Raw genomic sequence first — 22260 nt, 5'->3', positions numbered from 1 at the left:
TTCGGAGTTGAAATGAAACGTATATTGCGCAAACAGAAAGGTTTTACCTTGACTGAAATTTTGATTGCTTTGGCAATCGTAGCGATTATGGGTACAGTCGTAACTTTGAGCTTGCTTGGCAATACTGACAAAGCCAACCTACAAAAGCTTAAGTCAGATCTCGGTACTATTGAAATGGCATTACAGAACTACAAGCTCGACAATGGTTATTACCCAACCACGGAACAGGGTTTGCGAGCCTTGATTGAAAAGCCAACAACTAACCCGGTACCACAGAATTACCCACGAAATGGCTATCTTGGAAGTCGTGCCATTCCAACCGATCCGTGGAAACGTGAATATATCTATATGCAGCCTGGCCGAAATCATGATTATGACCTTTACACGCTAGGTGCCGATGGCCGTCCTGGTGGTGAAGGCGAAAATATGGACATCAGTCCTTGGAATGTACATGAAGCCAATTTCAACCGCGACAACCAGTAAGGGTTTTTTACGCCATCCAAATTTTCAGGCAGGGTTTACCCTGCTTGAAATTCTTATAGCGCTGGCACTTGCCGGTATCATGCTTTCTGTTGCTGTTATCGCTTTTTCTGATAACGATGCTGCAAAACTTAAAAATCGGGCACACCAGTTGTTTGGTTTGATGCAGGTTGCGCAGGAAGAGTCGATTTTACGTGGAGTAGAAATAGGAATCCGCGTTAAGCAGAATGGCTATAGTTTTTTGATTTATGATGGCACACGCTGGAATCCTTTGCAGGAACATAGCCTGCTTAAGGATATTGAGCTTGAAGAGCCTATTGAAATGTATATCAATGTTGAAGGTCAGGAAGCTTTACTGGCGAACTCGGCGGATGAAGAAGATCTGGGCGATTCGGATGGTGAGGAGTCTGAAAAAGAAACCAAACCACCACAAATATTTATCCTGTCCAGCGGTGAAATGAATGAGTTCACTGTCACCATCGGACTGGACCGAGATGATGCCAGGTTTTATCGGATTAATGGCAACTATATGGGAGAGATAACCATGGAGCCCGCTATGGAAGGACACTATCGACACGACTGGGATTTAGAATTAAATGCTCCCTTTTAATTAGCTGGCTAATACTGATGATGGCAAACATAACGAAACAGAAAGGTTTAAGTCTGCTAGAGCTGCTCATAGCTTTGGCAGTGTTTGCTATTTTTATAACACCTATGCTGACGGGGTTATATGCCGCCAGTGTTACCGCGATTGGCAATGCTAAAGAGCGGACTCTGGCCAGCTATATTGCACAAAATCATCTAGCAGAGTTACAGCTCAAAGATGAGTGGCCGTCGACCGGTAAAAGACAGGGTGAAGTAGATTTTGCTGGTCAGGAATGGCGCTGGGAGCAAGAGGTCGTTAATACGGCCAATGAAGATATGCGCCGAGTTACGGTAACCATTCTGCTTGGTGAGCAGGGCAGTTTTGCAATGATTGGTTTTGTCGGAAAGAAAGATAAGCGCTGATGAAAAAACTATTTGCAAAACAGTCAGCATTTACGCTCACCGAAATCCTGGTTGCACTTTTTGTTTTTAGTGTTGTCGTTGCAGGTGCACTGCAGGTGTTTACCTTTGTGCAAAATGCTACCGATTCAAATGACAAACAGATTCAGCGACTGCGTGAAGTACAGATGGCTGTCAGGCAGCTGGAAGAGGATATTCGTTATCTGGTGCCTCGAACCAGACGAGATGAGTACGGTGATACCTCACCGCTAATAGTTGGTGAAACCAATAGTGTCAACAGCTACCTGGAGTTTACCCGGGCCGGCTGGCGGAACCCTGCCAAGCTCTCTCGTAGCGAGCTTCAGCATTTGAAGTATGAGTTTGTTGATGATGAGCTGTTAAGACATCATTGGATGTATGTTGACCCGGCACAGGAAGGGCAGCAACTGACGCGTGTGATGCTCACTGGGCTCAAGAGTTTTAAAGTGGAATTTCTGGAGCGGGATAACTGGAAAGAAGACTGGATTATTGATCGAGGCTCAAAAGGAACTATGCCAGAAGCAATAAAAGTTACGATTGAACTGGACGACTTTGGTGAAATTTATCGACTTTTCCCTATGCCTGATCTTGCAGGTAGTGAGCGAGGCGGAGACCGAGGAGAAGGCGAGCCCGGTAATGGCGAGCCAGGCCGTGACAATAATGATGGTAGTGTGAGAAGGGGAGGTCGCTAGTGTTCGCCCGGCGTCCATTAAAACCCATGGCCAGCGGCAAATATAGTGCCCGTAGTCAGCAAGGTATTGCTCTGATAACTGTGCTGGTTATATTTTCAGTATTGAGCATCATGGCAATCCACATATTATCGAATCAGCACATGAATAATCAGCGGACTGCCAATATTATTAATAGCTCCAGAGCTTACCAATATATGTATGGCGCGGAAGAGTTTGCTAAAAGTTTACTGCAGGAGTACTTCGAGGAAAGTGAGCAGGAACGAGTTCATCGTAATCAACCCTGGGCGCAAAATCCGATGATGTTTCCGATTGAGCAGAATATGGGGCAATTAGAAGGTTCGGTAAGAGATATGCACAGTTGCTTCAATCTCAATAGCATTATCATGGAGCCTGTTGTTCAGGCCGGAAGTGAAGAGAGCGCCCGAGGTAATGGTGGTGGAGGCCTGCAGGTTGTCGAAGAAACTGGTGGTCAGCCAGACGAGCAGCTACCAGGACAAAAATTATTCGCAAAACTGATTGAGCCTTTGATAGAGCAAAGCGAGAGTTCGCCTCAGGCACTGGGAGCTGCTGTACGCGACTGGATTGATGATGATCTGGAGCCTGCGGGAATTGATGGTGCGGAAGACTATACTTACACAGGGCTAACCAAGCCTTACCGTACGGCTAACACCTTCATGGCGCATACCAGTGAACTGATGGTGGTCAAAGGGTTTAATGCAGCAATCTATGACAGTATAAAAGACTACATTTGCGTGCTACCTACTGAGCAGGGCACCATCAATGTTAATACGGTAAAACCTGAGCAGGCAGAGCTAGTTTGGATTTTATTAGAGGACGTTGATCTGGCAACAGTAAGACAGGCGTTGGAGCAACTGCCAGAGGATGGTTATGACGAAGCCAGCTTTTTTGAGACTTTGGGCAGTGGTAAAGTATCTCAGGATGGGCGTGGCCGCTTAGTGTTTGACAGCCAATATATGCAGTTAACAGCAAAAGCTATGGTGCAATCTGGCAGCGCCAAAGTGCAATCATTATTGATGAAGTCAGAGAATAAGTTTGAAGTGGTTGCACGCCACATTGGAGACTAACAATGAAAGATCGATTATTTATTCGATTAAAAAGTGATGAAGAGTCATTAGAGTGGGGGCTCTTATCGACTGGGGAATCAGGAGCTGCCTTTAAGGAGCAGGGCGAGTTATTGCTGGATGACTTGGTAGCACTTGCCGAGCAGGCAATGGAACACCAGGTCATTTTGTTATTACCTGCCAGTCGTGTGCGCTGCTTTAAAGTTAAGGCACCAACCCGTAATCGTAAGCAGCTTGAAAAGGCAGTACCTTACATTCTCGAAGAGCAGGTACTTGATAACGTTGAGCAACAACTCTTTGCCTTAGGTAGCGTTAACACTGACGGAATGCTTGCGGTTAATGTGGTAGATAAAGCTTATCTGGCAGACTTGTTGGACAGACTCAAGCAGGCATCTATTGAGCCTGACTTTGTGATTTCCGATGCAGCCTGTTTACCTCTTTTCGATGATGCCTGGTCGCTACTGGAGCATGATGATGCGATTCTGGTCAGACAGTCTGCGAATGAGTATTGGTCAACCGAAGCCGACATGCTTGCTGATTTGATCAGCTGGAACCTTCAGACTCAATTTGAAGAAAACCAAACCGTCTCGCAAGCAATCAGAATTTATAGTCCGGATGAGAATACCGAATTACTTTCAGGTATGGCTGGTCTGGCGATACAGAAAATGCCTGTCGAAGATAGCTTTGAGTGGTTGTGTACTCAGTTCAGCTATTCATCAATAAACCTGCTGCAACAGGAGTTTTCCTCACAAAAGAAACATCAGATGAATTTAGGGCTGTGGAAACTGCCGGCCGTTGCGGCCGCCGCTCTGCTGGTAGTTGGCTTGATATATTTGGTGAGTCAGATGATTGTTCTCGGTCAACAGAGAAGCCAATACGAGCAACAGATATTGGCCAGTATACAGCAACTTTATCCGAACGTAACTGATGTTAATACCGGGCTGATACAGGTTTCCAATAGCTTTTCAACTTTGGGTGGTAATGCTGCTTCATCCAATAGCTTTATGTTATTGCTGGATAAGTCTTTGGCTGCCATTGATACACAAACTATAAAGGTATCGCAGCTGGAATATTTATCCAGCATGGCGCAGTTAAGCTTTGATGTTGAGACTAGCGACTATTCCACGCTGACCGCTGCGCAAAACAAGTTGGAGTCGGCGGGGATGAAAGTTGACATGAGAAACGCATCAGAAAATGGTGGTGTCTGGTCGGCGAGAATTTCTGTAGGAGTTAAAGAATGAGTGCATTAAAAACCTGGTATTCTGGATTACAGGAGCGCGAAAGGAACATGGTTATCGCGCTGGGAATTACGCTGGCCATTTTGCTGATTTTCTTATTAGTGATTTTGCCGCTAAGAAATTATTACAAGAGTCTCAATGATGATTTGAGTTATTACGAAAATCAGGTGATGACTGTTAACAAGCAGGTCGCAGCGATTAAAAGTGCCGGCCCAGCAAAAGTAAATAACACCAATATCTCTTTGAATCAGCTGGTTAATCAGACTGCTAAAAGCTTTGGTCTGAGTTTTTCCAGAATCGAAGAAAGAGAAAGAAATAAAGAAATTCAGTTGCGACTTGATGACGTCGAGTTTGATCAGTTGTTACGTTGGATCTCTCAGTTAGAGCAAGATCGGGGTTTGGTGGTAGATACCTTAAGGGTTTCAAAAAAGGATGCAGTTGGCAAAGTGGATGCTTCGATCAAATTGATCAAAGCTTCATGAAGAAATTAGTCATCAGCTCTACTGCGGTTATTGTAGTCCTGCTTATCTTTATTGTAAGCATGGCTCCGGCGAGGGTTGTCTTGCCCTGGTTCACACAATCGCTACCGCAGGTTTCATTCAGTCAGCCGGCAGGGACAATCTGGAATACTTCCCTCGATTCGGTGGCATACCGTGATCAGACAATTCACAACATTTCAATGCAAACCAGTTTCTGGTCATTGCTATCAGGTAGTCTTTCTTCTGACATACAGATCAATGATCAGCACCTGTTTGTTGACGGTAGTTTCAAACTCAATCGGCAATCTGTAAGCGTGCTGAACACAGACTATGAGCTGGATGCCACGAGTGTTTTGCAGTGGGTAAAGCTGCCAATCACTGAGCTATCAGGTCATTTCAGTGGAAAGGTTCAAGAGCTAGAACTGGCGTCGGATGAGGTAGTGAAGTTAGCAGCCGAGGGACTGTGGCAAAATGCGGTGGTAGGCTACCCTAATTCCGTACTGGAATTGGGGGACATTCATTTCACCATAGAGCGCACCGAGAATGGACGTGCTTTACTGACGATCACGGATAACCCTGGCATGCTAGATTTGAAGGGAACCCTTGAGGTGGGTTTTGATAAGCAGTATCAACTCAATGTTAGTACACAAACTGATGTGCCTTCACAGATTAAACAATGGTTGACTCAATTGGGGAGAACTGAAAATAATCGAGTGGTAATAAAATGGAATGGTCGCCTGCCTTAACCCAGCAACAGTGGAATGAACTGGAGGCTGTCCTTCTTGATATGGATGGTACTTTGCTTGATCTGGCTTTTGATAATGATTTCTGGTTGAGACAGGTGCCTAAACTGTATGCTGAGCAATTGGGTATCGAGCCTGAGCTGGCTCAAAAACAGCTGTTTGATCTGTACCATGAATATAAAGGCACATTGCAATGGTACTGTACTGACTTCTGGAGTGAGCAATTAGGCATCGATATCATCAAGCATAAGTATGAGCTTGCGCACAACATTGCTTTACGGCCAGGAACTGTTGAGTTTCTAAATAAAGCTAGAACTCACAACAAGCGATTGATTCTTGTAACCAATGCCCACCCTGATACACTGACGGTCAAAATGGATCGTGTTTTAATCGCAAAGTACTTTGACGATATTTTCTCATCCCATCAATTTTCAAAGCCCAAGGAGTCACCGGAGTTCTGGGCAATGTTGCAGCAGGAAATTGATATTTCCTTCGACAAATGCTTATTTGTTGATGATTCAGAAGAGATTTTAACGGTAGCGCAACAATCTGGTGTTAAACTGGTTCTGTCAGTGAGCCAGCCTGATTTATCACTGCCCGAGAAGGATGGAATGAAGTTTCCTTACATCAACCAACTGAATGAAATTATTGGATAAACTGGAAATGCCTAAACCACCTATAATTAAAAATACTAAGCTAATAGCACAGACAAGAATTTTTGGTGTGGAAGAGATGGAGCTTGAGTTTTCGAATGGGGTCTATCGCATATATGAGCGACTCAAAGCAGGCAAACATGGCGCTGTCATGATCGTTCCTTTGTTGGACAGTGAAACCATGCTGCTCATAAAAGAATATGCTGCTGGTGTTGAACGTTATGAATTGGCTTTTCCAAAAGGACTAATTGATGCTGGTGAAACCAGTGAGCATGCAGCAAACCGAGAGCTACAGGAAGAAGTGGGTTTTGCCGCCAAAGAGCTCAAGGTACTTCGTAAAGTTAGTCTGGCACCGGGTTATTTGAGTCATCAGATGGATATTGTGGTTGCCGAGGATTTATATCCGAGCAAGCTGGAAGGCGATGAGCCAGAGCCGATTGAAGTAGTAGAATGGAAAATCAGTGACATGGATAAGTTGCTGGAGATCGAGGAGTTCAGTGAGGCGCGCAGTATCGCGGCTTTGTATTTATTAAAAGATTATTTAGCTAAAAGATAATAATAAAAAAAAACAGCGAGCATTGCTCGCTGTTTTTTATTGGTAACAATGACCATTACTTTTCTTCTGCAGGCATTGAAATAACCGTTTCACCATTGTCCTGCTGTTCCAATGTTCCATTGATTTCCAGATACTCCTGGATAGGTTTGCTGCCGGCAACTATCTGGATGGCGATAGGCTTTTCATAGGCCACTGACAAGTCCTTGGCATAAATCGTCAGCAAATGAATGCCTTCTGTTTGCGGGATCACCGTAATGACCTGTTCCTCTGTTTGCTGAGTCTGGGACCCAGCTTTAAAGGTCATTTGAGAGTTGCCAGATAGTAGCAAATGGTCAGTGGTTTGCAGCCGCGCTGTAATATCCTGTTTTAAGCTGCTGGTTGAAAGGTAAACCTCTACTGCCTCACCGACGGCAACTCGCTCTTTGCTGACCCTGTAGTTGATGGATACTTTAGGACCAGGTTTGCCTGGGCTTTGATAGGTATGATTGCTTTTATCTGCTTCAGTTTGCTTGGCGCAGGCGGTCAAAGACACTACTCCTAGCATTAAACTGGCGGCAAGACTTAGGAATACTGAGAGTGATTTCATAATAGGAGTCCTATTTAATTACTAATAAGTTCAACATCATAACAAGCGGCTGCGATATTGGAGCCACTTGAGTCATAGGCTAAGGTATCCGCGACATAGGTGCCCGCCTGCAGGTTTGTGGTGACATTGACTTGCCCGGTTCCAAAATCCTCGTTAAATGCTACTAAACTGCCTTGTGAGTAGATATAAGCATCGACATCATGTGTGTTTGCAATAACGGGAGTCAGTCTTAAGGTATAACTGCCGCTACTTGCCACGTTGAGCCTTAAGAACCGGTGATTGCCAAGCTTATTGCGATCATCACCATTGGTTGTATTGGTGCAAGCTTCAACTGGGCTGTTGTTTGGGGAGATTGTGATATAGACCGGTAAGTTTTCAACGTTACCACCGTTGTTCGTTTCATTAGTTCCCCAGATATCCGTATTGGTTACAATTTGCTGCTCACTGACCAGACTATTAATTTGAGTAACCTGTGCTGGGTTATTGTCCTTTAAGTAGGTAATAAAACTGAAAATACTGGTAAAGGCATCAGTATTTTTCTGCTCATTGATTAGCACTTCATAAATAGGGGCAAGCCCAAGCGTCGCAGTATCATCATTCAGACCGTCATAGAGGTCATATAAAATGGCCTGAACCGAACCTTCACTAAACCAGCCTTTGTTAGAAACATTATTGTTTTCAACATTAATGGCGAAACCTTGAGCCTGACTGGTACCGAAGGAGTCTCGGTAGTATGGATCATCCGTGATGATTCCTGACCAGGCATTACCAAAACCTTCGCCAAATGCAACGCGCATATCCAGGCGATCACCGCCAGAGTGAGAGCCTCCTATGCTATCCGAACGAGCAAGTTTATCTTCAAAATAGTGTCCCCACTCGTGAATGATGACATGACCATCATATTCGTCAGTATCTGTATCCTCGGCTCCTAACAAGTAAATTTCACCATTACTATAGAAAGAGGTAGTGATCTGGCCTAAGGTACGATCTCCTGATTGCGGCACATTATTAACGCTCCAGTTAATGTCGAGTGCAGGCAGATTAATGGAGCTATCTACTGACTCAAGCTTTTTAATAGTTTCATAGACACGATCCAGAATATGGAATGGCGCCGCCGCACGGGTTGAAGTATAGCTGGTACCACCCCAGCCCGAAGGTGCATTCAGGTTACGGGTCTGATTAGCAACGCCTGTTGAAAAAATAGCAGAATCCAGCGCATAGAGAGCTTTATTATTGGTATTATCGACAATCTGTACATCCCAACTTGAGATATCTGATTGAGTAAGTTCTGCTCGAACACGAATTTTGACATCAATCAAAGAGGGAAGATTAAAACTGTAACTGCCATCCGCAGTTGTTTTAGAAGTTGCGATAACTGTGCTTCCCTGTAGAACCTGAATCGTTGCACCTCGAACGGGATCCTGATTCGTATTGCTGTAATCTAATCCATTGGTCACAGTATTATGTGGAACGTTGTCGTAAGTGATCTTGCCAGAAACAGTGACTGATTCAGGTGCATTTGCCGTGTTGACTGTGATAATAACTTCGTCACTATCGGTTGCGCCATCATTATCCGTCACTGTTAGACGTAATGTAATCTGTAGGCTTGAAGTTGTTGCAGGTGCTGTAAAACTGGTTGTGGCTGTGTTGGTTGAACTGAGTGTGACATTGGTGCCACTGACCTGTGTCCAGCTATAGCTACTGATGGTGCCATCGCTATCAGTTCCTGAACCTGTTAGTTCAACCAGCTCACCCTCGGTTACAGTGATGTCTGTGCCGGCATTGGCTGTAGGAGCCTGGTTTGAGGGAGGTTGAGTTGAATCGCCATCACTGGAGCCACCACCACAGGCGGCCAGTAACAGGATAGTAGCAATTAGCAGGGTGCCACGAATAAGCTGCATTGATCTTCTCCGAGTTAGGTATAGTGCTAAATATAAAGAAATTAAACTTTACCTAATATGAACAAAACAGCATTTATTGTAAATGGAAATTCTATATCCAGTTTGTAGTGAAAGAATTTATGTTTTAACTACAAATAATTACAAAGATAGATTACTTTGTAAAACAACTAGTTAGGAAAGAGTGCATTGCATTTAGAGCTTTACATTTTCAGGCGGTGCTGACAGGTGTTTTAAGGCAGCCATCACCTGATTGTCCCGCTGGTAATCTTTGAGTACTTCACCGGCACGGCTTGCCAAACGCTCGTTTTGTGTGTCATCAATGGCCTCAAACTCAACAACTATATCGGGAGTAATGCCTGAGCCCTGTATCGATTGGCCATCGGGAGTGTAGTAGAGTGCAGTGGTCAATTTGACAGCGTTGCCGCCATGGATTGGCAATATGGTTTGAACCATGGCTTTGCCGTAGGAAGGGGTGCCAATAATGGTGGCTCGGTGATGATCCTGGAGGGCTCCGGCGACAATTTCTGAAGCCGAGGCAGAGCTGTTATTGATTAAAACAGCCATTGGTTTGCCACGAAGGATATCACCTGATGTTGCAGAGTAGGAGTCATTACCTTCGGGCAGACGACCCTTGGTTGAAACAATGATACCGTCATTTAAAAATAGATCACTGACCTCAATCGCACCATCTAACAAACCGCCGGGATTGTTGCGCAAATCCAGAATAAATCCTGCCAGTGGCTTTTGATTTTGCTTTTCCATTGCACTAATGGCTTTGCTCAGGTCATTGGCCGAGCGGATCTGGAATTCATTGATATGGGCGTAGCCAATACCTTGTTCCAGTAACTGATACCTGACACTGGTGGTGTGAATGATTTGGCGGGTGATGGTTATGGTCTCTGCTTTATTGTCTCTGGCTTTGATAATCTCGAGAGTGACTTTGCTACCAGGTGGACCGCGCATTAAATCAGAGCCTTCAACATCAGAAAGACCTTTTGCTGAAATATCGCCAATAGCCGTGATCATATCATTGACTTCCAGACCCGCCTCTTTGGCTGGAGAGCCTTCGACCACGGCCATGATTTTGATGCCATCCTCGAGGTGTAAAGCTTCAATACCAATTCCGGCATAATCGCCCGTTGCAGTTTCTTCTAATTGGGCGAACTCTTCTGCGTTAAGATAGCTGGAGTAAGGATCAAGGTTATACAGCATGCCTCGGATTGCCCCATCGAGAATTTCCTTATCGGTCAGCTCGTGTACATAGGATTTTTTAATTTCTGCATAAACGTCGGCCAGCGCAGCCAATTCATCAAGCGGGAGGGTTTCAATTGAAGGTTCAGGCTTTGGATTTTGAGATGAATCATCATGAGGGTGCTCTGCCAGGCCAGTCATTGGCAGCATTATCAGCACCAGCATGCAACAGAATACAATGCGCTTCATCTAGTTCCCTCAATTCCAATTGTGCGTTTACTTAATCCAGTTGACTGGATTTTGTGGTTTGCCTTTATAGCGAATCTCAAAATAGAGCCCAGGTTCTGTGCTACCACCACTTCGACCGACAGTGGCGACTGGCTCACCTGCTTCAACCCAATCCCCTGTTGATTTGAGCAGGCTTTCGTTCTGCCCGTATAGCGACATATAGCCCTGACCATGATCGATAATAACCATTAGTCCAAACCCGCGCAACCAATCAGCAAATACCACTTGCCCATTGTGGATGGACTGCACAATTTGTCCTGAGGATGCATTGATAACGATACCGTTCCATTTTACTTTGTTTTCAAACTTGTTGCTGCCAAAGCGATGTTGGATGCTTCCTTTAACTGGCCAGTTTAATTTGTTTTTATATTGAGCAAGGCCTTTTAGAGACTGCTTCGGCGCAAATTCTTCCAGAGTTTTTTGCAGTGAAGAAATAATGGCCTGTAATTCCTGCTCATCTTTTCTCAGCTGTGCAAGACGGGTATTTTGATTCTGGTATTCTTTCTTGAGGGCTTTTAAGGCTTCTGTCTGCGCAGACTTTAAAGCAAGCTGCTGATCAACCTGCTGCTTTTGTTGTGCTTCCAGCTGAGTTAGTTCCAACGTGGTGGAGTTGATTTGCTGTTCGACCTGCTCCAGTTCCTGCAAGGTTTTCTGCAGCGCCTCAATGTCACGAATCCGTGCCTTATTCAGGTAACGGTAGTATTGCAGCATGCGCGAGATTTTTGCGGGATCTTCCTGATTAAGTAGAAGTTTGATGTATTCTTCCTGGCCTGCAATATAGGCACTGCGCAGCTGGGATGCGAGTTGTTTGCGTTGTTTTTCTTTAAGGATATTTTTTTCAGTTTTTTGTTTCTTTAACTGGTTGAGCTGTCGCTTGTTTTGGGTGATTTTAGTTTGCGTGTCGCGCAGCTCCTTGCTGACTGCAGATAATTTTACATCAATCGCCTGAATGGCCTTTTCGGTATCGCTTTGCTGACTGCGGTTTTCAGCAAGCTGTTTCTGCAGTTGGCTAATGACCTGCTTTAATTGTTCCAATTCCTGCTCGGCCTGCTGCTGATCTTGAGCTGAGAGACTAAGAGGTGAAAAAAGAATAACAAGCACCAGCAGGAGATACTGTGGTACTTGCTTGAGTGAGGATCGAAACAACAAATCAGTTAACTTCAAAGATTGGACGCCCCGTCATTTCTTCAGGAATCGGCAAGCCCATCAAACTTAACATGGTCGGTGCCAGATCCGAGAGTACTCCATCACTGATTTTAACTGAAGCACTTCGTCCGATATAAAGTAATGGCACCGGCTCGTTAGTGTGAGCCGTATGAGCCTGTCCGGTAGAAGCATCAGCCATTTTTTCAGCGTTGCCATGGTCAGCGGTTATCAATGCTTCACCACCGACTTTTTCTAAAGCTTCAACGATGCGACCAATACACACATCCAGTGCTTCAATAGCCTTTACCGTGGCTTCAAAATTGCCAGTGTGACCTACCATATCGGGGTTAGCAAAGTTGCAGATAATAACGTCATAGCTTTGATTTTCGATGACTTCAACCAAGTGATCGGTGACCATGGCCGCATTCATTTCAGGTTGTAAGTCATAGGTTGCAACCTGGGGAGACGGAATGAGTTTGCGGTCTTCGCCAGCAAAGGGTTCCTCGCGACCACCATTAAAGAAAAAAGTTACGTGAGCATATTTTTCCGTTTCGGCAATACGCAACTGTTTCTTGCCAAGTTTCATCAAATGCTCGCCAAGCACATTAGTCATGGCGATTGGCGGATAGGCGACGCTGGCAGGAATGTCAGATGCATATTCGGTCAGCATCACAAAGTCGGCAAGTTGAGGGCGAGCTTTGCGTACGAAGCCATCAAAATCATCGTTCACAAAAGTCTTACTTAATTGGCGTGCACGGTCAGCGCGGTAGTTCATGAAAATGACTGAATCACCATCCTCTATTATTGCAGGCTCACCAATAGTTGTAGCTTTAACAAACTCATCATTCTCGTCGCGCTCATAAGCAGCTTGCAAGCCAGCAACGGCGTCATTGGCTTGATAAGCGGCTTTGCCTTCGGTGAGCATTTGGTAGGCTTCTTCAATGCGCTCCCAACGATTGTCGCGATCCATCGCATAGTAACGACCAATGATACTGGCAATACGACCGACACCCTGTTGCTCGCATACCTGTTGCATCAGCTTAAGACTGGCCTCCGCGCTACGTGGCGGCATATCGCGGCCATCCAGAAATGCATGGATATAGACTTTTTTAGCGCCACGCTGATGACACAGTTTTAGCGCTGCGTGAAAGTGTTCTTCATGGCTGTGAACGCCACCCGGTGACAGTAGTCCCATCAGATGCACCGCTTTGTTCTGTGCTACGGCTTTATCAATGGCTGCAACGAGAGCCTGATTGTCAAAAAAATCACCGTCAACAATGGCCTTGCTGATGCGGGTGTAGTCTTGATAGACCACACGGCCTGCGCCAAGATTGAGGTGACCCACTTCAGAGTTACCCATCTGTCCGTCAGGTAGACCAACGTCGGTGCCAGAGCCGGAAATCAGTGTATGGCTGTATTGTTGCCAGTATTTATCCCAGTTAGGGGTATGGGCAGCCATGATGGCGTTGTCGGTTGGATCTTCGCTGTAACCCCAACCATCAAGGATGATTAAGGCCATAGGTTTCGGCGTGTTACTCATGGATTTTTGAATTAGCTTGCTGAAAGTTGGCGCTATTGTACCTTTTGCCTCGATTCTAAGCCAGCCAGAGCCTTTAAGATAAACTTGATTACATAAAAACAATTGATTTCATTGTGAAAAACTACCTATAGTTAATGCTTTAACAATTCCAATAAACAAAGAGGATGATTTAATGGATGCAGGTTTAATAACTATAATTGTGTTGGTTGTTTTTGTCGTTTTCTTACTATTTTCGGGGATTAAAACCGTTAATCAGGGTTTTGAATATACGGTTGAGCGATTTGGTAAGTTCCGTAAGGTGCTGACTCCGGGATTACATATCATTGTGCCTATCATGGATCAGGTCGCGGCCAAGGTGAATATGAAAGAGCAGGTACTGGATATTCCTGCACAACAGGTTATTTCACAGGATAACGCCACCGTCACTATTGATGCGGTGTGTTTTTTCCAGGTGATCGACCCGATTAAGGCGACCTATGAAGTCAATCAGCTGCATAGAGCCATGCAAAATCTGGTGCAGACCAATATCCGTACCGTATTAGGTAGCATGGATCTGGACTGGATGCTTTCTAAGCGTGATGAAATCAATGCGCGTATTTTGACGATTGTTGATGAAGCGACTAATCCTTGGGGCGTTAAAGTAACGCGTATAGAGATTAAGGACATTTTGCCGCCCCGTGATCTGGTCGATGCGATGGCGCAGCAGATGAAGGCTGAGCGTTTGAAGCGTGCCAAGATTCTTGAAGCCGAGGGCACCAAACAGTCAGAAATCTTAACTGCTGAGGGTATGAAGCAATCATCTATCTTGAAAGCGGAAGGTGAAAAAGAAGCGGCATTCCGCGAAGCGGAAGCGCGCGAGCGTCAGGCCGAAGCTGAGGCTAATGCGACGCAGATGGTATCGAAAGCGATAGCCGAAGGTAATGTACAGGCGATTAACTACTTCGTTGCGCAGAAATATGTTGATGCCTTAGCGCAAATTGCCACTGCCGATAATCAAAAACTGTTGATGTTGCCGCTTGAGGCTTCTTCGGTGATTGGTTCGGTGGCCGGAATCGCTGAAATTGCTAAAGAATCCTTTGGCCAGAAATAAGGGGTAATGATGGAATTTTTTCAGCAAATGGAATATTGGCACTGGCTGGTGTTTGGGCTGGTGCTGTTAATCCTGGAAATGTTTGCTCCTGGCGCCATTTTATTGTGGTTTGGTGTGGGAGCTTTAGTGGTTGGCGTGCTGCAACTGATTGTGCCTGGTTTAATGCCTCCAGAAATGCAGTGGCTGGTGTTTTCTATTCTGTCTGTTGCCAGTCTTGTTCTATGGAAATCTTACGCCAAAAAGCACAAGTTGGATCAGGATGATGACAGCGGATCCCTTAATCAGCGCAGTAAGTCTTTGGTCGGTCGGGAGTTTACCTTGAGTAACGCCATCGAAAACGGTGTTGGCAAGGTTCGAGTCGGCGATACCTACTGGCGTGTAGAAGGACCTGAGCTTCCTGAGGGGCACAAAGTGAAAGTTACTGGCTTTGAAGGAGCAACCCTGAAAGTTGAACCGGTTAACCCTGAGGGGTAGCCGTCATGTTAGCCGATGGGAATGGGGGCTGCGGCCTCCATTGTCGTTTTAACTGGCGCGATAATTTGGCCATAGAAGCCCTATAGGATCTAGGCCTTGCCGCTGTTTTGTGTATAATGCGCTGTCTCTATTTTGTGAAATCCAAAGGCTTATTAGCAGATGCAACAACTACTCGAGTTTTACGGCAACCATCCGATTTTGGGTACTGCCTGGCTGGCATTCACCCTGCTTTTAATTATTAGCATGATTAAAACCGCGACCAGCGGCTCTAAGTCATTGACTCCATTAGTAATGACGCAAATGGTCAACAAGCAGAATGCGGTGGTTGTGGATCTGAGAGCCATTGCTGATTTCAACAAAGGGCATATTCCAGGCTCGATCAATATTCCTTTCGGTAAACTTAAGGACCGAATCAAGGACCTTGAAAAACACAAAGAGGTCCCCATCATTATGGTCTGTAACGCAGGTGTGCAGGCGGGTAATGCCGCGATGCAACTCAGAAAGCAGGGTTTCACCGATGTGCATAAATTGAAAGGTGGAATCCAGTCCTGGACTACAGAAAACTTGCCTTTAGCCAAAGGCTAGGCTAAAACATCCGACGATATTTGAGTACTATATGTCACAAGTTACCATTTACACCACTCGTTACTGCCCATTTTGCGTCAGAGCGAAAGCGTTGTTAGATCAACTACAGGTTGAATATAAAGAGATTCCTGTGGATGGGGATTCTGAGCTTAGAGCTCGTATGGAATCTATAACCGGTGGCTACACGGTTCCTCAAATTATTATCAATGAGCGCGCAATAGGAGGTTGTGATGACCTGTATGCACTTCACCGCAAGGGTGAGTTATTACCACTATTGCAGGACAATAATTAATATTAGTTAAAATTAAAGAGAGAAGATTATGGCAGAGCAAGATCAAAGCATAGAAAATGGTAATGAACAAAAAGTTGAAACTCCAGAAGGAGCGCAACTTGTAATCCAGTCAGTTTATGCAAAAGACATATCTTTTGAAGCTCCAAACTCACCAGAGGTTTTCCTTGAGCAATTTAAGCCAAGCATTAATGTTAACCTTAATAATCAAGTCAAAGATTTAAAAAATGACAGTTACGAAGTAGAGCTTCAAGTAACTATCACTGCAAAAAATGGTGAGAAAACTGCTTATATTGCAGAAGTAAAATACGGTGGTGTATTTGGTATTAAAGGTCTTGAAGACGAAGTTAGAAGCCGTATGTTAAGAACTTTCTGTTGCGAGCAGATTCTTCCTTATGTGCGTGAGGCTGTATCAGAAATCATTGCACGTGGCGGTTTCCCTCGCTTTACGTTACAACCAATTAATTTTAATGCTTTGTATGAGCAGGCGATGCAGCAAGCTCAACAGCAACAAGCAGGTCAAGGCGAAGCGAACGCTTAATGTCTGCGCAACTATCCTTTGCGGTTCTTGGGGCTGGTTCTTATGGAACCGCATTGGCAGTGTTACTGGCCCGTAATGGACACACGGTTCGATTATGGGCTCGTAATGCCGAGCATGTTGCCGAAATGCAACAGGTAAACCAAAATACCAAATACCTTCCTGATGTCGCTTTCCCCGACAACTTATCAGTAACGGATCAGATTGAAACTGCACTGGAGAATCACCCGATAATTCTGGTGGCTGTTCCAAGTCATGCGTTTCGAGATACGCTCAACCTGATAAAGCCATTTGTTAACTTAGACAGCAAGCTGGTCTGGGCCAGTAAAGGTCTTGATCCGGAAAGCGGTGATTTGCTGGGTAATGTATTAAAAAATATTTTAGGCGATGAGATACCTCACGCCATTTTATCCGGCCCTACTTTTGCTAAAGAGATGGCTCTGGGTATGCCAACCGCTATCACGTTAGCTGCCAATAATGATGAGTTTGCTGAGCAGCTGGCCTTGGCACTGCACAATGAACGATTCCGGGTTTATACCAGCGATGATATTGTTGGTGTACAGGTTGGTGGCGCGGTCAAAAATGTGGTTGCCATTGGTGCCGGTATTGCCGATGGTTTAGGCTATGGTGCCAATGCACGCACAGCATTAATTACCCGGGGGCTGGTCGAAATGACTCGCCTGGGCGTAGCCGCAGGTGGTAAGCAGGAAACCTTTAACGGAATGGCTGGAATGGGCGATCTGGTTTTAACCTGTACCGACAATCAGTCGCGCAATCGCCGTTTTGGATTGGCTTTAGGCAAAGGCGCCAGTCGCGATGAAGCGGAACATGCCATTGGACAGGTGGTTGAAGGCGTTCGTAACGCCAAGGAAGTCAAAATGCTGGCGGAGCGCTTAAATGTAGAGATGCCAATCAGTGATGCCATCTATAGGATTATTTATGAGGGTGTTGATGCACGCCAGGCGGCTCACGAGCTGTTAACGCGAGATCTAAAGTCAGAAGGCCTGGAATAGGTCTTCCTGCAATAGATTACAAAAAGCCCTCAAACTGCTCCTGTCGTAACACTTCGTAAGTCACAATAGCTACCGTATTCGCAAGGTTCAAACTACGACTGTTGGGGCGCATAGGGATTCTCAGCAGGTGTTCACCCATGTCTTCGAGTATCGGATCAGGTAACCCTCGCGTTTCTGGCCCAAACATCAAATAATCGCCATCCTCAAAAGCCACCTGGTGAAAATAGTTTTTGGCTTTGGTGCTTAAGCCAAATAAACGCTTTGGCTGCTCACTTTCAAGAAACGCTTGATAGTCTTCATGGATTTTGACTTGTGCCCACTCGTGATAATCAAGCCCGGCCCGACGCATTCGCTTATCATCAATTTGAAAGCCGAGCGGCTTAATTAAATGAAGCTGAAAGCCAGTGTTGGCACATAAACGGATAATATTGCCGGTATTCGGTGGTATTTCAGGTTCAAATAAAACGATGTGGTACATTCAGTCGTCTTCCTGCTGTTGCCAGTGTTGAAGTTTGCGGGTCAGGGTGTTGCGTCCCCAGCCAAGCAGCTTGGCTGCTTTCTGTTTATGGCCCTGAGTCAGTCGCAGGGCATTGTCTACGATAAAGCGTTCAAAATCATCCTGAATTTGCTGCAATATCTCTGTCTGCCCCTGATGGTAATGCTGCTCAATGGTTTTATGAATTTGTTGCTGCCAGGCCGGTAAGTGGGTATTCGGCAACTGGCTATCCAGCGCTTTGCGACAGATATCGATCACCTGATTAATATTAAACGGCTTGGGCAAATAATCAAAAGCGCCCAGCTCGTGAGTCTGACTGCCAATATCAGTATCGGCATAAGCGGTAATCATGATGACAGGCAGGTTGGGATGGGACTGATTGAGCTTTTCTAAAAGTTCAAGACCACTCATGCCGGCCATTTGAATATCGGTTATCACAACATTGGGCTGGTGAATTTTTACCAGCTCAAGTCCCTCAGCTCCATTATCACAGGAAATTACTTTAAACTCAGCGTTATGTAATGCGCGAGCCAGCACCCAGCGAATAGAACTGTCGTCGTCTACTACAAGAATGGTTGCCTGCTCATTCATTAACTTTCACTCTGACTTTTGATGACGGGCAGATATATGGAAAATATTGTGCCAGCAGAATCACTGACAAACTCAATAATACCTTCCTGCTGCTGAATCAGACTCTGGGCAATTCCTAGTCCCAGGCCGCTACTTTGTTTGCCGCTGATAAGAGGCATAAAGACATTGGGCTGTAGCGAAGGATCGATTCCGGGACCATTATCAATGACATCAATGCGAATGGTCAGTGGGTATTGTTTAATACCGATGCTGTGGCGCGGAATAGCTCGGGTTTTTATCGTGATGTTTGATTGTTCCTGGCCTGTGCAGGCTTCAATCGCGTTTTGCACCACATTGAGCAAGGCTTGATAGACTGATTCCGGAGCAATATTAAGTTCAGGTAGGCTGGGATCATAGTCTTTCTTGAGTTGAACTCCTGCAGGAAGGCTAATGCTGCAGAAATCGTAAACTTGTTCGGTGATCTCATGAATGTTGATTTGTACCTTGCTCGCTTTCTTGCCGCCGAGCAGCATGCGATCGACCAGTCTCGATAAGCGCTCAATTTCATGTTGGATAATATCGGTGAATTCCTGCTGTTCTTCGGGCAGCTCCTGCGCCAGAAGCTGAGCTGCACCGGCTATGCCACTAAGTGGATTTTTAACTTCGTGTGCTAACTGCGCGAGAAGTTTATTGTTAATTTGATTCTGTTGCAGAATACCCAGTTCATGCTGATAACGTTTAATGCTTTGCCGATCCTGCCATTCAACCGCCAAGTAGGGCTTGTCCAGATGAATCCAGTGACCACTGAAGTTGGCGATAATATTGCGACCATTGAGCAGCTCCAGTCGCAAATCATCCTGAGCAAAGCTGCCATTCTCCTTAAGTGTTTTTAACAACTCTCGAAGGGGAAGGCTGTCACTGGCGATAAAATAGCTGTAACGCTGACCGAGCAGAACTTTGGCAGTGGTCATCAGGGCACTTTCAGCGGTTTGATTCAAATAGGCAAAGCGCCCATGCACATCAAAGAGCATGACAGCGGTAGAAAGCTGGTCGAGTAACGCTTTGGTATTCATTGGAGAACTGGCGAAAAAGAAGGGCAGTATAGCAGGCCTGAAACCATAACGCACCAATATGGTGCGTTATCTGTGGGTTAAGGTTATGGAGCAGCGTTAACGATTCAAGATCGATGTTCTAAGTACATGAAAAGTGACAGCCTTGCTGGTCTGCACAATTTCCTGGGTTTCATCATTAATAACCATTGCTACCAGCTCATGGGTGCCACGATCGACGTTGCCTAAATTAAAATAGGGGATCTTTTGATCCTGTCCAACCTGTGCTCCGTCCATGTGCAGCCTAATGCTATGGTTAGGTTGAATCTGGGGTGAGATACCTATCACAATATTGACTGTTCCATCGTTTGCCCTGACGCCCTCATCACTGCCTGGGCTGTCAATAGCAAAGACATCATACTGCGCTTCTTGCTGTTCCTCCTCATCAGTGCCTTGTGGAGGGGGAGTATTCATGCGAGGCGTGGACACTACATTTCTATTGGATTTTACCGTGATGGCTTCTGCGTCTTCGCTGGGCTTGTCGGTGTAGGTTACTTTGCCGTCTTTATCCACTTTTTTATATAAAACAGTGGCATCAGCCTGTGTTGCCGCCAGGCTGGCGATGCAGAGTAAGGACAGTTTTAAAATGAATGAAACTTTAATAACCATTAAAATCTCCCTGTAATAAATCTACTTAATTAGACAAAGTATTGGGCAGTTTGTGCCAACTGTCAAAAATAAAAAAGCCCAGTGTGAGCTGGGCTTTAAAATTGCTTGCTGAAAGTGCTCTGATTACAGGCTGTAGTACATATCAAACTCAACAGGGTGAGTCGTCATATTTAGACGTTCAATATCAGCACGTTTAAGCTCAATATAGGCATCAAGCATATCGTCCGAGAATACGCCGCCACGAGTCAGGAACTCACGATCTGCGTCAAGTGCATCCAGAGCCTGTTCTAACGATTTTGCAACGGTTGGAATTGCTTTGGCTTCTTCAGCTGGTAAGTCGTATAAATCTTTATCCATGGAATCACCAGGATGGATTTTGTTCTGGATGCCGTCAAGACCCGCCATCATCAAGGCTGCAAATGCAAGGTATGGGTTTGCCATTGGATCCGGGAAGCGCACTTCAATGCGACGCGCTTTAGCGCTGGTTACGTGTGGAATACGAATTGAAGCTGAGCGGTTATTTGCTGAATAAGCCAACATAACTGGTGCTTCAAAACCCGGAACCAGGCGTTTGTATGAGTTAGTAGAAGGGTTGGTGATAGCATTAAGAGCACGAGCGTGCTTAATAATGCCTCCTATGTAGTATAGAGCCTCTTCAGAAAGGCCCGAATATTTATCACCCGCAAAAAGGTTTTTACCATCTTTTGCTAAAGACATATGAACGTGCATACCGGTACCATTGTCACCAACGATTGGCTTGGGCATGAAGGTTGCAGTTTTGCCATAAGCATGTGCAACGTTGTGGATCACATATTTTAAGATCTGAACTTCGTCAGCTTTTAGCATCAGCGTATTAAACTCAGTAGCAATTTCGTTCTGACCACCAGTTGCAACTTCATGGTGGTGAGCTTCAATGCGCAGACCCATTTGCTCCATTACTAAGCACATTTGCGAACGGATATCTTGTGACGAATCAACCGGGGGAACTGGGAAGTAACCGCCTTTGACGCGAGGACGGTGAGCATAGTTACCGCCTTCGTATGATTTATCAGAGTTCCATGCTGCTTCTGGATCATCGATCTTAACGAAGGAACCACTCATGTCTGTTTTAAAACGAACATCTTCAAACATAAAAAATTCTGGCTCGGGACCAAAGTATGCAGTGTCAGCGATGCCTGTTGATTTTAAGTATTCTTCAGCGCGACGAGCTACCGAGCGTGGATCACGATCATAACCAGTCATTGTTGATGGCTCTAGAATATCGCAACGCAAGTTCAATGTAGCGTCTTCAAAGAATGGATCCATAACAGCTGATGCAGCATCCGGCATCAACACCATGTCTGATTCATTAATGCCTTTCCAGCCAGCAATTGAAGAACCGTCGAACATCTTACCTTCGGTCAGCATTTCTTCATCAACAAGACGCGCCGGGATGGTTACGTGCTGCTCTTTACCTTTTGTATCGGTAAAGCGAAGGTCGACAAATTTAACATCCATTTCTTCAATCATTTTAAGAACGTTTTCAACTGACATTACTTGTGCTCCAGTGAGTCAAAAGGAATTTGATGAAGGCTATTATAATAGGCTACCAAGATTAAAACTAATCAAAAGACAAGGATTACAATAGAAGTGTGCACCAAAATGGTGCGCAAAAGCTGGCCACGGTATCATCCGGATAACATATGAAAAAAAAGATAAGCATATTTTTTATTGCTTAAAAAAAGTACAGAGACAAATATTTTTTTAGACCCTATATCGACCTAAATCCCTTTCTCTATATGGGAAAATAGGGGAAGGGGCGATAGTCACATAAATGTAAAACTTGTTGACCGAGCATAGAAAATTATGATAACTATAACATTCTCCAAGGCTGTGTTTGGCCGTGGTAC

The 22260-nt window shown here is 45.1% G+C and carries 26 protein-coding genes; 16 read left to right on the top strand and 10 right to left on the bottom strand.

Annotation, left to right across the window (positions count from 1 at the left end):
• Window positions 1-12 precede the first annotated feature (12 nt).
• Genes gspG through nudE form a run of 10 tightly spaced genes read left to right on the top strand, consistent with a single transcriptional unit; the run spans window position 13 to window position 6946 of the window.
• Window positions 13-483: a type II secretion system major pseudopilin GspG gene (gspG, locus tag HUJ19_RS11865; RefSeq protein ID WP_106647509.1), complete on the top strand. Its 471-nt coding sequence runs from the start codon at window positions 13-15 to the stop codon at window positions 481-483.
• The gene (gene gspH / locus HUJ19_RS11860; protein ID WP_290624410.1) at window positions 452-1090 is read left to right on the top strand and encodes a type II secretion system minor pseudopilin GspH; all 639 of its coding nucleotides are present in this window, start codon (window positions 452-454) and stop codon (window positions 1088-1090) included. Before gspG ends, gspH begins: the two co-directional genes overlap by 32 nt.
• Before the next feature lie 17 nt (window positions 1091-1107).
• Window positions 1108-1488 carry a type II secretion system minor pseudopilin GspI gene (gene gspI / locus HUJ19_RS11855; RefSeq protein ID WP_290624409.1) on the top strand — a complete coding sequence of 127 codons (381 nt, stop codon included), beginning with the start codon at window positions 1108-1110 and terminating at the stop codon, window positions 1486-1488.
• Window positions 1488-2195, top strand: coding sequence for a type II secretion system minor pseudopilin GspJ (gene gspJ / locus HUJ19_RS11850; protein WP_290624408.1), 708 nt, complete (start codon window positions 1488-1490; stop codon window positions 2193-2195). Before gspI ends, gspJ begins: the two co-directional genes overlap by 1 nt.
• Window positions 2195-3280: a type II secretion system minor pseudopilin GspK gene (gspK, locus tag HUJ19_RS11845; RefSeq protein ID WP_290624407.1), complete on the top strand. Its 1086-nt coding sequence runs from the start codon at window positions 2195-2197 to the stop codon at window positions 3278-3280. Before gspJ ends, gspK begins: the two co-directional genes overlap by 1 nt.
• Window positions 3281-3282: 2 nt before the next feature.
• Window positions 3283-4518, top strand: a complete 1236-nt coding sequence (gspL, locus tag HUJ19_RS11840) for a type II secretion system protein GspL (protein WP_290624406.1) — start codon at window positions 3283-3285, stop codon at window positions 4516-4518.
• Window positions 4515-4997, top strand: a complete 483-nt coding sequence (gene gspM, locus HUJ19_RS11835; protein ID WP_290624405.1) for a type II secretion system protein GspM — start codon at window positions 4515-4517, stop codon at window positions 4995-4997. The genes gspL and gspM overlap by 4 nt, the downstream gene beginning before the upstream one ends.
• On the top strand, window positions 4994-5740 hold the full coding sequence (gene gspN, locus HUJ19_RS11830; protein ID WP_290624404.1) for a type II secretion system protein N: 747 nt from the start codon (window positions 4994-4996) through the stop codon (window positions 5738-5740). The genes gspM and gspN overlap by 4 nt, the downstream gene beginning before the upstream one ends.
• A complete protein-coding gene (yrfG, locus tag HUJ19_RS11825; RefSeq protein WP_290624403.1) occupies window positions 5719-6393 on the top strand; it encodes a GMP/IMP nucleotidase in 675 nt (224 codons plus the stop codon). The genes gspN and yrfG overlap by 22 nt, the downstream gene beginning before the upstream one ends.
• Window positions 6377-6946, top strand: coding sequence for an ADP compounds hydrolase NudE (gene nudE, locus HUJ19_RS11820; RefSeq protein ID WP_290624402.1), 570 nt, complete (start codon window positions 6377-6379; stop codon window positions 6944-6946). The genes yrfG and nudE overlap by 17 nt, the downstream gene beginning before the upstream one ends.
• 55 nt (window positions 6947-7001) lie before the next feature.
• Here nudE and HUJ19_RS11815 read toward each other — a convergent pair whose 3' ends face one another.
• The 5 genes from HUJ19_RS11815 to gpmI all read right to left on the bottom strand — a co-directional run bounded on the left by HUJ19_RS11815 (window position 7002) and on the right by gpmI (window position 13598).
• Window positions 7002-7532 carry a hypothetical protein gene (locus tag HUJ19_RS11815; RefSeq protein WP_290624401.1) on the bottom strand — a complete coding sequence of 177 codons (531 nt, stop codon included), beginning with the start codon at window positions 7530-7532 and terminating at the stop codon, window positions 7002-7004.
• Window positions 7533-7546: 14 nt separating this feature from the next.
• The gene (locus HUJ19_RS11810) at window positions 7547-9433 is read right to left on the bottom strand and encodes a PKD domain-containing protein (RefSeq protein ID WP_290624400.1); all 1887 of its coding nucleotides are present in this window, start codon (window positions 9431-9433) and stop codon (window positions 7547-7549) included.
• A gap of 192 nt (window positions 9434-9625) precedes the next feature.
• Window positions 9626-10873: a S41 family peptidase gene (locus HUJ19_RS11805; RefSeq protein ID WP_290624399.1), complete on the bottom strand. Its 1248-nt coding sequence runs from the start codon at window positions 10871-10873 to the stop codon at window positions 9626-9628.
• Between the two features lie 27 nt (window positions 10874-10900).
• Window positions 10901-12076, bottom strand: coding sequence for a peptidoglycan DD-metalloendopeptidase family protein (locus HUJ19_RS11800; protein WP_290624398.1), 1176 nt, complete (start codon window positions 12074-12076; stop codon window positions 10901-10903).
• The gene (gene gpmI / locus HUJ19_RS11795) at window positions 12063-13598 is read right to left on the bottom strand and encodes a 2,3-bisphosphoglycerate-independent phosphoglycerate mutase (protein ID WP_290624397.1); all 1536 of its coding nucleotides are present in this window, start codon (window positions 13596-13598) and stop codon (window positions 12063-12065) included. The genes HUJ19_RS11800 and gpmI overlap by 14 nt, the downstream gene beginning before the upstream one ends.
• A gap of 172 nt (window positions 13599-13770) precedes the next feature.
• On the opposite strand from gpmI, the gene HUJ19_RS11790 reads away from it, so the two are divergent.
• The 6 genes from HUJ19_RS11790 (at window position 13771) to gpsA (ending at window position 17587) form a co-directional block, all read left to right on the top strand.
• Complete coding sequence (locus HUJ19_RS11790; protein WP_290624396.1) at window positions 13771-14688, top strand: SPFH domain-containing protein; 918 nt, start codon at window positions 13771-13773, stop codon at window positions 14686-14688.
• Window positions 14689-14694: 6 nt separating this feature from the next.
• A complete protein-coding gene (locus HUJ19_RS11785) occupies window positions 14695-15162 on the top strand; it encodes an NfeD family protein (RefSeq protein ID WP_290624395.1) in 468 nt (155 codons plus the stop codon).
• 159 nt (window positions 15163-15321) lie between these two features.
• Entirely contained in the window at window positions 15322-15747 is a 426-nt protein-coding gene (locus tag HUJ19_RS11780) for a rhodanese-like domain-containing protein (protein ID WP_290624394.1), read from the top strand.
• A 31-nt stretch (window positions 15748-15778) separates the two neighbouring features.
• A complete protein-coding gene (gene grxC, locus HUJ19_RS11775; protein WP_290624393.1) occupies window positions 15779-16039 on the top strand; it encodes a glutaredoxin 3 in 261 nt (86 codons plus the stop codon).
• 28 nt (window positions 16040-16067) lie between these two features.
• Entirely contained in the window at window positions 16068-16577 is a 510-nt protein-coding gene (gene secB, locus HUJ19_RS11770; RefSeq protein ID WP_290624392.1) for a protein-export chaperone SecB, read from the top strand.
• Window positions 16577-17587 carry an NAD(P)H-dependent glycerol-3-phosphate dehydrogenase gene (gpsA, locus tag HUJ19_RS11765; RefSeq protein ID WP_290624391.1) on the top strand — a complete coding sequence of 337 codons (1011 nt, stop codon included), beginning with the start codon at window positions 16577-16579 and terminating at the stop codon, window positions 17585-17587. The genes secB and gpsA overlap by 1 nt, the downstream gene beginning before the upstream one ends.
• Window positions 17588-17603: 16 nt before the next feature.
• On the opposite strand, the gene trmL is transcribed toward gpsA, so the two are convergent.
• The 5 genes from trmL to glnA all read right to left on the bottom strand — a co-directional run bounded on the left by trmL (window position 17604) and on the right by glnA (window position 21904).
• Window positions 17604-18065 (bottom strand): tRNA (uridine(34)/cytosine(34)/5-carboxymethylaminomethyluridine(34)-2'-O)-methyltransferase TrmL, encoded by a 462-nt coding sequence (trmL, locus tag HUJ19_RS11760; RefSeq protein WP_290624390.1) that lies wholly within the window; start codon window positions 18063-18065, stop codon window positions 17604-17606.
• Window positions 18066-18674 carry a response regulator gene (locus HUJ19_RS11755; protein WP_290624389.1) on the bottom strand — a complete coding sequence of 203 codons (609 nt, stop codon included), beginning with the start codon at window positions 18672-18674 and terminating at the stop codon, window positions 18066-18068.
• Window positions 18674-19726, bottom strand: coding sequence for a nitrogen regulation protein NR(II) (gene glnL, locus HUJ19_RS11750; protein ID WP_290624388.1), 1053 nt, complete (start codon window positions 19724-19726; stop codon window positions 18674-18676). Before glnL ends, HUJ19_RS11755 begins: the two co-directional genes overlap by 1 nt.
• Before the next feature lie 96 nt (window positions 19727-19822).
• A complete protein-coding gene (locus HUJ19_RS11745) occupies window positions 19823-20371 on the bottom strand; it encodes a DUF4124 domain-containing protein (RefSeq protein ID WP_290624387.1) in 549 nt (182 codons plus the stop codon).
• Window positions 20372-20494: 123 nt separating this feature from the next.
• Window positions 20495-21904: a glutamate--ammonia ligase gene (glnA, locus tag HUJ19_RS11740; protein ID WP_290624386.1), complete on the bottom strand. Its 1410-nt coding sequence runs from the start codon at window positions 21902-21904 to the stop codon at window positions 20495-20497.
• Between the last annotated feature and the right edge of the window lie 356 nt (window positions 21905-22260).

This window comes from Kangiella sp. (assembly GCF_014762745.1).
Lineage (GTDB): Bacteria > Pseudomonadota > Gammaproteobacteria > Enterobacterales > Kangiellaceae > Kangiella.
Note: the sequence above shows the minus strand (reverse complement) of the source record. Positions and strands in the feature narration are given on the sequence as shown.

What these genes read in the sequence shown, in the direction of transcription:
- gspG (WP_106647509.1), top strand. Translation starts at nt 13, where the DNA reads ATGAAACGTATATTGCGCAAACAGAAAGGTTTTACCTTGACTGAAATT.
- gspH (WP_290624410.1), top strand. Translation starts at nt 452, where the DNA reads ATGAAGCCAATTTCAACCGCGACAACCAGTAAGGGTTTTTTACGCCAT.
- gspI (WP_290624409.1), top strand. Translation starts at nt 1,108, where the DNA reads ATGATGGCAAACATAACGAAACAGAAAGGTTTAAGTCTGCTAGAGCTG.
- gspJ (WP_290624408.1), top strand. Translation starts at nt 1,488, where the DNA reads ATGAAAAAACTATTTGCAAAACAGTCAGCATTTACGCTCACCGAAATC.
- gspL (WP_290624406.1), top strand. Translation starts at nt 3,283, where the DNA reads ATGAAAGATCGATTATTTATTCGATTAAAAAGTGATGAAGAGTCATTA.
- gspM (WP_290624405.1), top strand. Translation starts at nt 4,515, where the DNA reads ATGAGTGCATTAAAAACCTGGTATTCTGGATTACAGGAGCGCGAAAGG.
- gspN (WP_290624404.1), top strand. Translation starts at nt 4,994, where the DNA reads ATGAAGAAATTAGTCATCAGCTCTACTGCGGTTATTGTAGTCCTGCTT.
- yrfG (WP_290624403.1), top strand. Translation starts at nt 5,719, where the DNA reads ATGGAATGGTCGCCTGCCTTAACCCAGCAACAGTGGAATGAACTGGAG.
- nudE (WP_290624402.1), top strand. Translation starts at nt 6,377, where the DNA reads ATGAAATTATTGGATAAACTGGAAATGCCTAAACCACCTATAATTAAA.
- HUJ19_RS11815 (WP_290624401.1), bottom strand. Translation starts at nt 7,532, where the DNA reads ATGAAATCACTCTCAGTATTCCTAAGTCTTGCCGCCAGTTTAATGCTA.
- HUJ19_RS11810 (WP_290624400.1), bottom strand. Translation starts at nt 9,433, where the DNA reads ATGCAGCTTATTCGTGGCACCCTGCTAATTGCTACTATCCTGTTACTG.
- HUJ19_RS11805 (WP_290624399.1), bottom strand. Translation starts at nt 10,873, where the DNA reads ATGAAGCGCATTGTATTCTGTTGCATGCTGGTGCTGATAATGCTGCCA.
- gpmI (WP_290624397.1), bottom strand. Translation starts at nt 13,598, where the DNA reads ATGAGTAACACGCCGAAACCTATGGCCTTAATCATCCTTGATGGTTGG.
- HUJ19_RS11790 (WP_290624396.1), top strand. Translation starts at nt 13,771, where the DNA reads ATGGATGCAGGTTTAATAACTATAATTGTGTTGGTTGTTTTTGTCGTT.
- HUJ19_RS11785 (WP_290624395.1), top strand. Translation starts at nt 14,695, where the DNA reads ATGATGGAATTTTTTCAGCAAATGGAATATTGGCACTGGCTGGTGTTT.
- HUJ19_RS11780 (WP_290624394.1), top strand. Translation starts at nt 15,322, where the DNA reads ATGCAACAACTACTCGAGTTTTACGGCAACCATCCGATTTTGGGTACT.
- grxC (WP_290624393.1), top strand. Translation starts at nt 15,779, where the DNA reads ATGTCACAAGTTACCATTTACACCACTCGTTACTGCCCATTTTGCGTC.
- secB (WP_290624392.1), top strand. Translation starts at nt 16,068, where the DNA reads ATGGCAGAGCAAGATCAAAGCATAGAAAATGGTAATGAACAAAAAGTT.
- gpsA (WP_290624391.1), top strand. Translation starts at nt 16,577, where the DNA reads ATGTCTGCGCAACTATCCTTTGCGGTTCTTGGGGCTGGTTCTTATGGA.
- trmL (WP_290624390.1), bottom strand. Translation starts at nt 18,065, where the DNA reads ATGTACCACATCGTTTTATTTGAACCTGAAATACCACCGAATACCGGC.
- HUJ19_RS11755 (WP_290624389.1), bottom strand. Translation starts at nt 18,674, where the DNA reads ATGAATGAGCAGGCAACCATTCTTGTAGTAGACGACGACAGTTCTATT.
- glnL (WP_290624388.1), bottom strand. Translation starts at nt 19,726, where the DNA reads ATGAATACCAAAGCGTTACTCGACCAGCTTTCTACCGCTGTCATGCTC.
- HUJ19_RS11745 (WP_290624387.1), bottom strand. Translation starts at nt 20,371, where the DNA reads ATGGTTATTAAAGTTTCATTCATTTTAAAACTGTCCTTACTCTGCATC.
- glnA (WP_290624386.1), bottom strand. Translation starts at nt 21,904, where the DNA reads ATGTCAGTTGAAAACGTTCTTAAAATGATTGAAGAAATGGATGTTAAA.